The organism is Pseudomonas tensinigenes, from assembly GCF_014268445.2.
GTDB lineage: Bacteria > Pseudomonadota > Gammaproteobacteria > Pseudomonadales > Pseudomonadaceae > Aquipseudomonas > Aquipseudomonas tensinigenes.
Window position 1 is genome coordinate 5,775,526 of sequence record NZ_CP077089.1, and the last position, 12,409, is coordinate 5,787,934.

At 60.2% G+C, this 12,409-nt stretch carries 14 protein-coding genes; 8 read left to right on the forward strand and 6 right to left on the reverse strand.

Annotated features, from left to right (window positions below; genetic code table 11):
• Positions 1 to 10: 10 nt before the first annotated feature.
• The 8 genes from phrB to HU718_RS25600 are packed head-to-tail and all read left to right on the forward strand — an operon-like array spanning position 11 to position 6,801.
• Positions 11 to 1,456: a deoxyribodipyrimidine photo-lyase gene (phrB, locus tag HU718_RS25565; protein WP_186616462.1), complete on the forward strand. Its 1,446-nt coding sequence runs from the start codon at positions 11 to 13 to the stop codon at positions 1,454 to 1,456.
• On the forward strand, positions 1,449 to 1,871 hold the full coding sequence (locus tag HU718_RS25570) for a nuclear transport factor 2 family protein (protein ID WP_186616461.1): 423 nt from the start codon (positions 1,449 to 1,451) through the stop codon (positions 1,869 to 1,871). The genes phrB and HU718_RS25570 overlap by 8 nt, the downstream gene beginning before the upstream one ends.
• Positions 1,868 to 2,650 (forward strand): SDR family NAD(P)-dependent oxidoreductase, encoded by a 783-nt coding sequence (locus HU718_RS25575; protein ID WP_095122991.1) that lies wholly within the window; start codon positions 1,868 to 1,870, stop codon positions 2,648 to 2,650. Before HU718_RS25570 ends, HU718_RS25575 begins: the two co-directional genes overlap by 4 nt.
• Complete coding sequence (locus HU718_RS25580; RefSeq protein ID WP_186616460.1) at positions 2,647 to 3,894, forward strand: NAD(P)/FAD-dependent oxidoreductase; 1,248 nt, start codon at positions 2,647 to 2,649, stop codon at positions 3,892 to 3,894. Before HU718_RS25575 ends, HU718_RS25580 begins: the two co-directional genes overlap by 4 nt.
• Positions 3,891 to 4,706, forward strand: coding sequence for a DUF1365 domain-containing protein (locus HU718_RS25585; protein ID WP_016987209.1), 816 nt, complete (start codon positions 3,891 to 3,893; stop codon positions 4,704 to 4,706). Before HU718_RS25580 ends, HU718_RS25585 begins: the two co-directional genes overlap by 4 nt.
• Entirely contained in the window at positions 4,693 to 5,958 is a 1,266-nt protein-coding gene (locus tag HU718_RS25590; RefSeq protein WP_186616459.1) for an SAM-dependent methyltransferase, read from the forward strand. Before HU718_RS25585 ends, HU718_RS25590 begins: the two co-directional genes overlap by 14 nt.
• The gene (locus tag HU718_RS25595; RefSeq protein WP_150707654.1) at positions 5,951 to 6,442 is read left to right on the forward strand and encodes a DUF2878 domain-containing protein; all 492 of its coding nucleotides are present in this window, start codon (positions 5,951 to 5,953) and stop codon (positions 6,440 to 6,442) included. The genes HU718_RS25590 and HU718_RS25595 overlap by 8 nt, the downstream gene beginning before the upstream one ends.
• Positions 6,443 to 6,495: 53 nt before the next feature.
• Entirely contained in the window at positions 6,496 to 6,801 is a 306-nt protein-coding gene (locus tag HU718_RS25600) for a YkgJ family cysteine cluster protein (RefSeq protein ID WP_007912865.1), read from the forward strand.
• A gap of 132 nt (positions 6,802 to 6,933) precedes the next feature.
• Here the strand turns inward: HU718_RS25600 and HU718_RS25605 are convergent, their stop codons facing one another.
• From HU718_RS25605 to hemA, 6 genes are all read right to left on the reverse strand, one after another.
• Entirely contained in the window at positions 6,934 to 7,452 is a 519-nt protein-coding gene (locus tag HU718_RS25605; RefSeq protein WP_102901133.1) for an acyloxyacyl hydrolase, read from the reverse strand.
• Positions 7,453 to 7,564: 112 nt separating this feature from the next.
• A complete protein-coding gene (gene murI, locus HU718_RS25610) occupies positions 7,565 to 8,356 on the reverse strand; it encodes a glutamate racemase (RefSeq protein ID WP_110721187.1) in 792 nt (263 codons plus the stop codon).
• The gene (locus HU718_RS25615; RefSeq protein ID WP_150730844.1) at positions 8,349 to 9,104 is read right to left on the reverse strand and encodes a molybdopterin-synthase adenylyltransferase MoeB; all 756 of its coding nucleotides are present in this window, start codon (positions 9,102 to 9,104) and stop codon (positions 8,349 to 8,351) included. The genes murI and HU718_RS25615 overlap by 8 nt, the downstream gene beginning before the upstream one ends.
• Complete coding sequence (gene prmC / locus HU718_RS25620) at positions 9,098 to 9,928, reverse strand: peptide chain release factor N(5)-glutamine methyltransferase (protein ID WP_186616458.1); 831 nt, start codon at positions 9,926 to 9,928, stop codon at positions 9,098 to 9,100. The genes HU718_RS25615 and prmC overlap by 7 nt, the downstream gene beginning before the upstream one ends.
• Positions 9,929 to 11,011: a peptide chain release factor 1 gene (gene prfA, locus HU718_RS25625; RefSeq protein ID WP_095050606.1), complete on the reverse strand. Its 1,083-nt coding sequence runs from the start codon at positions 11,009 to 11,011 to the stop codon at positions 9,929 to 9,931. It lies immediately after the preceding gene.
• Complete coding sequence (gene hemA / locus HU718_RS25630) at positions 11,008 to 12,294, reverse strand: glutamyl-tRNA reductase (RefSeq protein WP_007951716.1); 1,287 nt, start codon at positions 12,292 to 12,294, stop codon at positions 11,008 to 11,010. Before hemA ends, prfA begins: the two co-directional genes overlap by 4 nt.
• Positions 12,295 to 12,409: the final 115 nt, after the last annotated feature.

A 12,409-nucleotide genomic window follows, 5' to 3' on the forward strand; every position in this document is an offset into this window, starting at 1 on the left:
GAGTGCCGACATGCAATTGATCTGGCTGCGCAGCGACCTGCGCCAACATGACAACACCGCTCTCGCAGCCGCCGCAGCGCGCGGCCCGACGGTCGCCGTGTACCTGTTGAGCCCGCAGCAGTGGCTGGAACATGACGATGCGCCGTGCAAGGTCGACTTCTGGTTGCGCAACCTGCGTGAGCTGAGCGCAAGCCTTGGCACACTCAACATCCCGTTACTGATTCGCACTGCAAGCCATTGGGATCAAGCTCCGGCGGAACTGCTCAAACTCTGCCGGCAACTGAAGATAGCGGCGGTTCACGTCAATGAAGAATATGGCGACCATGAAAGCCGTCGCGATGCAGCGGTGGCCGAAACACTGAAGGCCGAGGGCATCACCTTTCACAGCTATCTCGACCAGTTGCTGTTCAAACCCGGCAGCGTACTGACCAAGACCGAGAGTTACTTCAAGGTGTTCAGCCAGTTCCGCAAAGTCTGTTATGAACGCCTGCATCGCTCGATGCCGGCGCTGGTTAAAGCCCCCGGCAAACAGGAAAAACTTGAGGTCAGCAGCGACCCGATTCCCGACTCCGTCAAAGGCTTCGCCACACCGAGCCAGACCCTGCGCGATCTATGGCCCGCCGGCGAAAAGGAAGCCCGACGCCGCCTCGACACCTTCACCGACGCGCAAATCGACTACTACCAGAGCGAACGCGACTTCCCGGCCAAGCCTGGCACCAGTCAGCTTTCGGCGTATCTCGCTGCCGGTGTAATTTCGCCACGGCAATGCCTGCACGCCGCCCTGCAAAGCAATCAGGGCGAATTCGAAAGCGGCAAGGTCGGTGCGGTCACCTGGATCAACGAGCTGCTGTGGCGTGAGTTCTACAAACACATTCTGGTCGGCTATCCCCGCGTTTCCCGCCATCGCGCTTTCCGCCCGGAAACCGAAGCGCTGGCCTGGCGTGATGCGCCGGACGATCTCGCCGCGTGGCAAGAGGCGCGCACCGGCCTGCCGATCATTGACGCGGCCATGCGCCAATTGCTCGAAACCGGCTGGATGCACAATCGCCTGCGCATGATCGTGGCGATGTTTCTGACCAAAAACCTGCTGATCGACTGGCGTGAAGGCGAACGCTTTTTCATGCGCCACCTGATTGATGGCGATCTCGCGGCGAACAACGGTGGCTGGCAATGGAGTTCGTCGACGGGCACCGATTCGGCGCCGTACTTCCGCATTTTCAACCCGTTGAGCCAGTCGGAAAAGTTCGACAGCGAAGGCCTGTTCATCAAGCACTGGCTGCCGGAACTGGCCGACCTTAACAAAAAACAAGTGCATAACCCTGCCGACCTCGGTGGCTTGTTCGGCGCGGCGGACTATCCGTCACCGATCGTCAACCTCAGCACCTCGCGTCAGCGCGCTTTGGCGGCCTTCAAGAACCTGCCTTCGCGGACGTCTTCAGGAGGCGACGATGAGTGAATTCCTGCGCCGCTTCGCCCGGCAATTTTCAGCGTTGAACAAAGACAACCTGCAAAGCCTGGGCGAGCTGTACAGCGATGACATTCACTTCACCGACCCGCTGCACGAGGTGCAGGGTCTGGCGCAGTTACGCGACTACTTCGGCGAGCTATACGCCAACGTCAGCGAACTGCGTTTCGATTTTCATGGTTTCGACCAGATCGGCGACTGTGAGGGTTACCTGCGCTGGGTCATGAGTTATCGCCATCCGCGCCTGGCGGGTGGCCGCTTGATACGCGTCAGCGGCTGCTCGCATTTGCTGTGGCACGACAAGGTTTATCGCCATCGGGATTATTTCGATGCCGGGGCGCTGCTGTATGAACACTTGCCAGTATTGGGCCGGGTCATTGCCTGGCTGAAAAGGAGAATGGGATGAGTCGTACACCTCCACGGCGTTATTGGTTGACCGGGGCCAGCAGTGGCATCGGCGCGGCGCTGGCTGAAGAGATCCTGAAAACCGGTGCGCACCTGGCGGTCAGTTCCCGTCAGATTGCCCCGCTCAAAGTCTTGTCACAACGCTATCCAGGGCAGGTTTTGGTAGTGCCGGGTGACCTGACCAACAGCCAGACGGTGCGCGAAATCGGTGAGCAGATCGCCGCGGACTGGGGTTCGCTGGACTCGGTGATTCTCAACGCCGGCACCTGCGAATACGTCGATGCCAAACAGTTCGACTCATCGATCGTCGAGCATGTGGTGCGCACCAATCTGCTCGCCAGCAGTTATTGCATCGAAGCCGCGCTGCCGCTGCTGCGCAAAGGCACCGCGCCGCATCTGATCGGCGTGGCCAGTTCGGTGACCTACTTGCCACTGCCACGGGCCGAAGCCTACGGCGCCTCAAAGGCCGGACTGCGTTATCTGTTCGAATCGCTGCGCATCGATCTGGCCGACGAAGGCATTGAAGTCACCGTGGTCAGCCCCGGTTTCGTCGAAACTCCGCTGACCGCGAAAAACGACTTCCCGATGCCTTTGAGCTGGCCTGTGGATAAAGCCGCGCGGCACATCTTCGCCAAGCTCAAGGACCGGCCGCTGGAGATCGCCTTTCCGGCGCTGTTCATGGCCGCGTTGTGGCCGCTGTCGAAACTGCCGGCACGTGTGCAACTGGCGATCGGCAAGCGCATGGTGCGCAAGTCGCCTCCGCTGACGGATCCGACATGAAAATCGCCATCGTCGGCAGCGGGATCGCCGGGCTGACCTGCGCCTACCTGCTCAATCGCCGCCATGAAGTCACGGTGTTCGAGGCTGGCGACTGGGTTGGTGGCCACACGCACACGGTGCCGGTGACCGTCGATGGCCGCCAATATGCGGTGGACACCGGTTTCATCGTGTTCAACGACTGGACCTACCCGAATTTCATCCGCCTGCTCGGGCAGCTCGGCGTGGCGTTCAAGCCGACCGAAATGAGTTTCTCGGTGACCGACCCGGACACCGGCCTGGAATACAACGGCAACAACCTCAACAGCCTCTTCGCCCAGCGCAGCAATTTGTTGTCGCCGGGGTTCTGGGGCATGTTGCGCGACATTCTGCGCTTCAACAAAGAAGCCCAGCGCGACCTGGTTGAACTGCGCATCGCCGCTGACACAACCCTTGACGAGTACCTCAAGGCTGGCGGTTACGGCGAACGGTTCATCCTGCATTACATCGTGCCGATGGGCTCGGCGATCTGGTCGATGCCGATGGCGGAAATGCTCAATTTCCCGCTGCAGTTTTTCGTACGTTTTTTCAAGAACCATGGACTGTTGTCGGTCAGTGATCGGCCGCAATGGCAAGTCATCGAAGGCGGCTCCAGCGCTTACATCGCGCCGCTGACGGCCGCGTTCAAGGAAAGGATTCGTCTCAATTGCCCGGTAGCCCGGGTTGATCGTGACGTGCATGGCGTAGTTATCCACAGCCCGGCAGGCCTCGAACACTTCGATCAGGTGGTGTTCGCCTGTCACAGTGATCAAGCGTTGAAACTGCTGGCGGTCCCAAGCGAAGCCGAACGCGCGATCCTCGGCGCCCTGCCCTACGCCGACAACGAAGTGGTGCTGCACACCGACACGCGCTTGTTGCCGACACGCAAACTCGCCTGGGCGAGCTGGAACTATCGGCTCTGCGGCGCCGGCCACACCCACGCCGCCGTCACCTACGACATGAACATTCTGCAGGGCATTCAGAGCGACACCACGTTCTGCGTCAGCCTCAATCAGAGTGCCGGCATCAGCCCGGACAAAGTGCTCGCCCGTTACACCTACGCCCACCCGCAATTCAGCCTCGCGGCGGTGGCAGCACAAAATCGCTGGAGTGAACTGGATGGCGCGCAGCACACGCATTATTGCGGCGCCTATTGGGCCAACGGTTTCCATGAGGACGGTGTCGTCAGCGCCTTGCGCGTGGCCGCCGCGTTCGGGGAGACCTTATGAACAGCGCCCTGTACAGCGGCTGGATCGGCCATCGGCGCTTCTCGCCGCGCCGCCATGAGTTCCGCTATCGGATCGGTTTGCTCTACCTCGACCTCAGCGAGCAGGACGCCGTGCTTGCACTGTCGCCGCTGGCCGGGCGCAGTCGCTTTGCGCCGTTTTCATTTCGCGAGACCGACTACCTGAAGACCTTCACCGGCCGTGGCATACGCCTGATCGATGCCGTGCGTCAGCAGGTCGGCATCGCCATCGGCCATGAACCGCAAGGCTCGATCTGCCTGCTGACCCAGGCGCGTAGCTGGGGGTTGTCGTTCAACCCGGTGAGTTTCTTTTATTGCCATGAAGCCGACGGGCAACTGGCGGCGATTGTCTGCGAAGTCACCAACACGCCATGGCGCGAGCGTTATCACTATGTGCTTCCAGCGCGCACGCCCGTCGACCTGCGGGACTTTCACCAGCACTTCGCCGTGGCCAAGGCCTTTCACGTTTCGCCGTTTTTGCCGCGCGATCTCGAATACCGCATGAGCTTCAGCCCCGCCGCGCAAACCCTCGGCGTGCACATGGCCGACTGGCAGGGCGAGCACAAGCTGTTCGACGCGACGCTCAATCTGCAACGCGAAAGCCTCGATCGCCACAGCTTGCACCGTTACTTGCGCCGCTTTCCGTGGATGACCGCGAAAACCGCCTTGGCGATTTATTGGCAGGCGCTGCGACTGCTGCTTAAACGCGCACCGATCTTTGCTCATCAGACTGCCGACGGCAGCTTTCAAACCGCCACTGTGCCTCCCAAGGAGCACCGCCATGAAATCCTCTAGTCTGTCGGTCAGCCGGCTCAGCACCAACGGTCTGACCGGGTCGTTGCTGCGCCGTGGTGTGTTGCGCCAACTGGCGCAGCTCAAACACGGACAATTGCTGGTGGTCGAGGATGGCGAACGGCTGATGTTCGGTGCGCCGGGCAGTGCCTTGCTCGGGGAAATCCACGTGCTCGACTCGGCGGTCTGGGGCATGGTTGCCGGTAATGGTTCGATTGGTGCCGGTGAGGCGTTTATCCACGGCTATTGGAGTTCACCGGATCTGACGGCGGTGGTACGCGTGTTCGTCAGCAATCTCGACGTGCTCGATGCCATGGAGGGCGGCCTGGCACGTCTCGGCCGGCCGTTGGTGCAAGGTCTGCACTGGCTCAATCGCAATACGCGCAAGGGTTCGCAGAAAAATATCGCCGCGCACTACGACCTTGGCAACGATCTGTTCGAACAGTTTCTCGACCCGACCATGATGTATTCGGCGGCGCAGTTCCTTACGCCCGAAGACAGCCTGGAGCAGGCTCAGTTGAATAAGCTGGAGCGCATCTGCCAGAAACTCGCGCTCAAACCCGGCGACCATTTGCTCGAGATCGGCACCGGTTGGGGCAGCATGGCGCTCTACGCCGCACAAAATTACGGTTGCCGCGTCACCACCACGACCCTCTCGAAAGAGCAGTACGCGTTTACCGCGCAGCGCATTGAACAACTCGGTTTGCAAGATCAGGTCACGCTGTTGCTCAAGGACTACCGCGACCTCACCGGCGAATACGACAAACTGGTGTCGATCGAGATGATCGAAGCGGTCGGTCACCGCTTCCTGCCGACTTACTTCAAACAGTGCGCGCATTTGCTCAAAAGCAACGGCCTGATGCTGATCCAGGCAATCACCATCCGCGAACAGCGCTACGAACAGGCCAAGCGCGGCGTCGACTTTATCCAGCGTTACATCTTCCCCGGCGGCGCCCTGCCCTGCGTGCAGAAAATGCTCGAAGTGGTCGGCCGCGACACCGACATGAACCTGCTGCACATGGAAGATTTCGGCCTGCATTACGCAAAAACCCTGCGCCTGTGGCATGAGAACTTCCGCCGCGCCCATGGCCGTCTCACCGAACTGGGCTATGACGATTATTTCCTGCGGCTGTGGGAGTTTTACCTGTGTTACTGCGAGGGCGGTTTCCTCGAACGCACCATCGGCACCGCGCAACTGTTGCTGGCCAAACCGGCCGCGATGACTGCGCCGCTGCTCGGACGCTTCGATGCTTGAGCGTGTCGCCAATGCCGTATTGTTCCAGATCGGCTGGCTGATCTGCGTGCTCGGCGGCAACAGTTTGTGGCTGCTGGTGGCGCTGGCGGTGCTGGTCATCCATCTGTGCTGGATCAGCAGTTGGGCGGCCGAGGGTCGTCTGATGTTGAGCGTGGTGATTGTCGGCACGGCGGTGGACAGCGTTTTGCGCGCTTTGGGCGTATTCGAATTTCAGGACTTGTCGCCGCTGATTCCACTGTGGCTGATGCTGTTGTGGGCGCTGCTCGCGACCACTTTGCGCCACTGCCTGGCATGGAGCGCCCGGCCGTGGTGGCTGGCGAGTTCACTGGGTGCCGTCGGCGGCGCATTGTCTTACTACGCCGGCGGGCGGCTGGCAGGCGTGCAATTTCCCTACGGCGAGTTGCCCACCCTGATCGGCATCGGCCTGCTCTGGGCGCTGCTGTTTCCGCTGTTGCATGTGATGGCCCGGCGATTAAGCCACTGAGCGTCCGTCAGAGCTTTCACACGCATGTCGACCACTGCCTTACACTGCCGGCCATGAAGACCATTCCCCACCAACAAATCACTGAACCGGCAGTCACCTGCTCGACCTGCGCGGCGTGCTGTTGCCAGCTCGAAGTGATGCTGATCACCGACACTGGCGTGCCTGATCGCTTTATCGATACCGATGAGTGGGGCGGCGAAGTCATGCTGCGTCTGGACGACGGCTGGTGTGCAGCGCTGGATCGCGACAGCATGATGTGCACGATCTATGAGAAACGCCCGCTGATCTGCCGCGAGTTCGAAATGGGCGCGCCGGAGTGCATTGAAGAGCGCAAAGGCATCACGACTGCCTACCGCTGATTTTTGAGTTCACTGAAAACAACTGTGGGAGCGAGCCTGCTCGCGAAAGCGCTCTTTCATTCAACATCTTCGTTGAATATGAAATAGCTTTCGCGAGCAGGCTCGCTCCCACAGGGGTCAAGCGTTTAGCAGTTACAGCGGCAGTGTGTAATGCAGCGAGTAACTTTCTACACCGTCGTTGTCACTGGCAAGACCAGCGTTGGAATAGTGCGTCGCACGAATTCCGACTTCATGCCCGCCATTGAAACGCAGACCAAAACCGAGGCGGTCTTCAAACTGGAAAGAGCCGCCGAGATTGTTGGATTCGTACTTGGTGTTAGAGAAGGCCGCCACGCCGATCCCCGCTTCGATGTACGGTTTGACCGACTGACCGGCAAACTCGTAAACAAATACCGGCGAGAACGACAGGCTGTTGTTACTGGATGTCTTGTCACCTTCCCAATAGGTATAAGCACCGCTCCAGTAACCGGTCAGGCGACCGACATCACTCTGCAGCCAGCTCTTGTCCCAATCGAAATTCATGCCCAGGCGGTACGTCATGGTCGAATCGCTGGTGGCCCCCACCGCAAACTCAACACCTGCCGCTTGTGCAGTAAAACTTTGCCCCATCAGTGCGGCCGCAATCGCGGCCAAGCAGAATAGTCGCTTCACGTTGAAACTTCCTTTACCGGAACGATCGTTTGGTTTTCTCGATAACTCTTCGCTATAGAAGCTGGCGCCTGCTTAGAAGTTCAGCTGATTTTTTAGTTATTTCACAATTTTTTTACAAGTCGAAGTTTTGCACTTCACCAGCGTTTTGTCCGAGCAGTGGCAGGATGTTTTTAAAGTACTCAGGATCGGCGCTGGTCCAGAATCTGACCGGTTGGTTCGGGCCGGCAGCGAGCAAATCGCGCTCAGCCAAAAGCCGCTGAAGTTGCCGCGCTACAGCAGCACCGGTATCGATCAGACTGATGTCCGCAGGGATCATCAACTTGAGCATCGGCTTGAGAAAGGGATAGTGAGTGCAACCCAGAATGATCGTGTCGCAACCGCTGGCCAACAGTGGCTCGACATAACCTTGCAGCAACTGGCGCAACTCGGCGCTGTGCAGATCGCCGCTTTCAATCAGCTCGACCAGACCGGGGCATGGCTGGGTGATCACGCGTACATCGGTGGCAAAGCGATCAAGCAGTGCTGCGAACTTGGCGCTCTGCAATGTGCCGGTGGTGGCGAGCACGCCGACCACCCCACTGCGGGTCGCGGCGGCGGCAGGTTTGACCGCAGGCTCCATACCGACAAGCGGCCAGTCGGGAAAATCACGGCGTAGATCGGCGACACCCGAGACCGTCGCGGTATTGCACGCGATGACCAAGGCCTTGGCGCCTTGCTCACGGAAAAACCCGGCCATCACACTGCAGCGCTGACGGATGAACTCCGGGGTTTTCTCTCCGTAGGGAATGTGCCCGCAATCGGCGACATAGAGCAGTGATTCATTGGGTAGCAAACGCTGGATTTCCGCCAGCACCGACAAGCCGCCGACACCGGAGTCGAACACGCCGATCGGCGCTTCACGCATGGCGCGAACCACAGACGCTGCAACCCGGATCACGCTTGACGCGCAACTCGCGGAAGCGCGAACCGAGAGCATCGATCAACAGCAAGCGACCCACCAGCGGTTCGCCGAAACCGACCAATACTTTCAACGCTTCCAGCGCCTGCAAGCTGCCGACCAGACCGACCAGCGGCCCGACCACACCGGCCTCGCTGCAGGTCAGTTCAGCTTCGCTGCCGTGGCCGTATAAACAGTGGTAGCAAGGGCTCTCGGCTCGACGCGGGTCGAACACCGACAACTGCCCTTCGAGTCGAATCGCCGCGCCGCTGACCAACGGTTTGCACGCAGCTACGCACGCAGCGTTGACGGCTTCGCGGGTGGAGAAATTATCGGAACAGTCGAGCACCAGATCCACCGCAGCCACGGCGGCGGCGAGAGAATCCTCGTCGAGCGCCTGACGATGAGGAATCAGTTGGATCTCGGGATTGATCGCGGTCAGACGCTTGAGCGCCGAGTCGACCTTGCTCATGCCGACGCTGTCGGTGTCATGGATGATCTGGCGTTGCAGGTTGGTCAGATCGACCGTGTCGAAATCCGCCAGACGCAACTCACCGACACCCGCCGCTGCGAGGTACAACGCAACCGGCGCACCGAGACCGCCGAGCCCGACGATCAGCACGCGACTGGCTTTGAGCTTCAACTGCCCGTCGATGTCGATGTGTTGCAGCAGAATCTGCCGGCTGTAGCGCAGCAATTCCTGATCATTCAGCACGGCAGGCGCCCCAGACTGATGCGTTGATGACCGCCCAGGTCGGTGCGGCTGTGGACTTCTTCAAAACCGCGCGTCAGCAGCAAGTCGCGTACGGCTTCGGCTTGATCATAGCCGTGCTCGAGCATCAGCCAGCCAGCGGCCTCCAGATGAGCCGGGGCCTGATCGACGATCAAGCGCAGATCGTCGAGCCCGTCCTCACCAGCAACCAGCGCGCTGGCCGGTTCGAAGCGCACATCGCCCTCGACCAGATGCGGGTCGGCGGCAGCAATGTACGGCGGGTTACTGATGATCAACTGGAAACGCTGACCTTCCAGCGCGCTGAACCAATGGCTGTTCAGCACCGTGGCGTTGTTCAGATGCAGGCGCTGGCGATTGCGCTCGGCCAAAGCTACGGCTTCGAGTACACGATCCACTGCAGTGACTTTCCATGCAGGACGTTCGCTGGCCAGAGCCAAGGCGATCGCGCCGCTGCCGGTGCCAAGGTCGAGCACTTTGGCCGCAGTCGCGGGGAGCAATTCCAGCGCCGCTTCCACCAGCAATTCAGTGTCCGGACGCGGGATCAGCGTGTGCGGCGCGACTTCCAGATCGAGTTTCCAGAAACCCTGCTGACCGAGAATATAGGCCACCGGCTCACCGCTACGGCGGCGTTGCAGGTATTCGGCAAAGGTCAGCGCTGCTTCACTCGGCACGATGCGCTCGGGCCAGGTGTGCAGAAAACTGCGTGACTTGCCCAGCGCCGCCGCCAGAAGCAATTCAGCATCCAGACGCGCCGTGGGCGAGTCCGGCAATTCGGCGGCGCGCAACAGGCTGGCGATGATGGTCATTTATTCACCTATCGCTGCAAGTTGGTCAGCCTGATATTCGGCCAGCAACGGCTCGATCACCGCTTCAACGCCACCGGCGAGGATTTCATCCAGCGAGTACAGGGTCAGGTTGACGCGATGGTCAGTGACCCGGCCCTGAGCAAAGTTATAGGTGCGAATCCGCTCGGAACGGTCGCCCGAGCCAACCAGCAATTTACGCTCGCTGGCGATCGCGTTGGCCGCCGCTGCGGTTTGCTGATCGTTGAGTTTGGCCGACAGCCAGGCCATCGCCCGAGCGCGGTTCTTGTGCTGGGAACGTTCTTCCTGACACTCGACGACAGTGCCGGTCGGTATGTGCGTGATGCGGATCGCCGAGTCGGTAGTGTTAACGTGCTGACCGCCGGCCCCGGAGGAGCGGAACGTATCGACGCGCAAATCCGCCGGGTTGATCTCGATGGCTTCGCGCTCGTCCGGCTCGGGCAATACCGCCACGGTGCAGGCCGAGGTGTGGATACGGCCCTGTGATTCGGTAGCAGGCACGCGCTGTACGCGGTGCGCACCGGATTCGAATTTCAGCTTGCCGTAAACGTTGTCGCCTTCGATGCGGGCGATGACTTCTTTATAGCCACCGTGTTCGCCTTCGTTTTCCGACAGGATCTCGACACGCCAGCCGCGCCGCTCGGCGTAACGCGAGTACATGCGGAACAGGTCGCCGGAGAAGATCGCCGCCTCGTCGCCACCGGTGCCGGCACGGATTTCGAGAAAGACGTTACGGCCGTCGTTGGGATCCTTGGGCAGCAACATGCGTTGCAGGTCGGCTTCCAGGGTGATCAGCAATTCCTTGGCTTCGCGGACTTCTTCCACGGCCATTTCACGCATGTCCGGGTCGCTGTCCTTGAGCAGCGCCTGCGCGCCTTCAAGATCGCTTTGTACGCTGAGCAGCTTTTTATAGCCTTGTACCACCGGCTCAAGTTCGGCGTATTCCTTGGAATAAGCGCGGAATTTGGCCTGATCGGCAATGACTTCGCCGTCGCCGAGCAGCGCGGTCAGTTCCTCGAAACGGTCCTGGAGGATGTCCAGCTTATTGAGCAGTGACGCTTTCATTGCGGTTTTTTATCCGAAAAGCTATCCGGTGAGCCCTCGAGGGCAAAGAGTTCCTGGGCCATGGCCAGCGCATCGAGGCGGCCTTCGGCAGAAAGCTTTTTCAGTTGCACACTGGGCGCATGCAACAGTTTATTGGTCAGGCCACGGGCCAGTTGTCCGAGCACGTCTTCGGCGTTGCCGCCATTGGCCAGCAGGCGCAGGGCTTTTTGCAGCTCTTCGTCGCGCAGGCGTTCGCTCTGTTGACGATAGGCCTTGAGCACATCGACCGCCGCCAGCTCGCGCAAGCGCACCATGAAATCGTCGGCGCCGACCGAAACCATCTCTTCCGCCGCTTGGGCTGCGCCCTGGCGACTCTTGAGGTTCTCGGCGACCACTTCGTGGAGATCGTCGACGCTGTAGAGGTAAACGTCGTCCAACTCGCCGACTTCCGGCTCGATATCCCGGGGAACGGCGATGTCGACCATGAAGATCGGTTTGTGCTTGCGCAGCTTCAATGCACTTTCCACCGCGCCTTTGCCAAGGATCGGCAACTGACTGGCGGTCGAACTGATGACGATATCGCTGCGCACCAGTTCTGCCGGGATGTCCGACAGCAACACCGCGTGGGCGCCGAACTGTTCGGCGAGCAGACTGGCGCGTTCGAGCGTGCGGTTAGCGACGACGATGCGCTTGACCCCCAGCTCGTGCAAATGGCGGGCGACCAAGGTGATGGTCTCGCCGGCGCCAATCAGCAGAGCCTGACTGCGCTGCAAATCACTGAAAATCTGCTTGGCCAGGCTGACGGCGGCAAACGCCACCGATACCGGGTTTTCACCGATGGCAGTGTCGGTGCGCACCTGTTTGGCGGCATTGAAAGTTGCCTGAAACAGTCGCCCCAACAGCGGGCCGATGGTGCCGGCTTCGCGGGCCACGGCGTAAGCCGACTTCATCTGACCGAGAATCTGCGGCTCGCCGAGCACCAGCGAGTCGAGCCCGGAGGCGACACGCATCATGTGACGAACTGCCGCATCATCTTCATGCACATAAGCACTCGCACGCAGCTCGTCGAGGCTTAAATGGTGATAGTCGGCCAGCCAGCGCAGCACGATATCGGCAGAAAGCTGATCCTGTTCTATATAAAGCTCACTGCGATTGCAGGTGGAGAGGATCGCGGCTTCGCGGCTGTCGGTCAGTCGGCAGAGCTGCTGCAAGGCCTCCACCAGCTGTTCAGGAGTAAAAGCCACGCGCTCGCGGACGTCTACTGAAGCAGTCTTGTGGTTGATACCGAGTGCAAGGAAGGCCATTCAAGGTCGCTGATGGTGACGTGAAGCCGGCAATTGTCCACCTTCGAAAGATTCAGAACAACTACCGCTGACTATTGTCCCAATCGTCAGCCCCTATAATGGGCACAATTGAGTC

Bases quoted from the DNA above. Each gene is read 5' to 3' on its own strand.
- HU718_RS25575 (WP_095122991.1), top strand. From the start codon at position 1,868: ATGAGTCGTACACCTCCACGGCGTTATTGGTTGACCGGGGCCAGCAGT.
- HU718_RS25600 (WP_007912865.1), top strand. From the start codon at position 6,496: ATGAAGACCATTCCCCACCAACAAATCACTGAACCGGCAGTCACCTGC.
- HU718_RS25590 (WP_186616459.1), top strand. From the start codon at position 4,693: ATGAAATCCTCTAGTCTGTCGGTCAGCCGGCTCAGCACCAACGGTCTG.
- HU718_RS25570 (WP_186616461.1), top strand. From the start codon at position 1,449: ATGAGTGAATTCCTGCGCCGCTTCGCCCGGCAATTTTCAGCGTTGAAC.
- murI (WP_110721187.1), bottom strand. From the start codon at position 8,356: ATGCGTGAAGCGCCGATCGGCGTGTTCGACTCCGGTGTCGGCGGCTTG.
- HU718_RS25585 (WP_016987209.1), top strand. From the start codon at position 3,891: ATGAACAGCGCCCTGTACAGCGGCTGGATCGGCCATCGGCGCTTCTCG.
- phrB (WP_186616462.1), top strand. From the start codon at position 11: ATGCAATTGATCTGGCTGCGCAGCGACCTGCGCCAACATGACAACACC.
- prmC (WP_186616458.1), bottom strand. From the start codon at position 9,928: ATGACCATCATCGCCAGCCTGTTGCGCGCCGCCGAATTGCCGGACTCG.
- prfA (WP_095050606.1), bottom strand. From the start codon at position 11,011: ATGAAAGCGTCACTGCTCAATAAGCTGGACATCCTCCAGGACCGTTTC.
- HU718_RS25595 (WP_150707654.1), top strand. From the start codon at position 5,951: ATGCTTGAGCGTGTCGCCAATGCCGTATTGTTCCAGATCGGCTGGCTG.
- HU718_RS25580 (WP_186616460.1), top strand. From the start codon at position 2,647: ATGAAAATCGCCATCGTCGGCAGCGGGATCGCCGGGCTGACCTGCGCC.
- hemA (WP_007951716.1), bottom strand. From the start codon at position 12,294: ATGGCCTTCCTTGCACTCGGTATCAACCACAAGACTGCTTCAGTAGAC.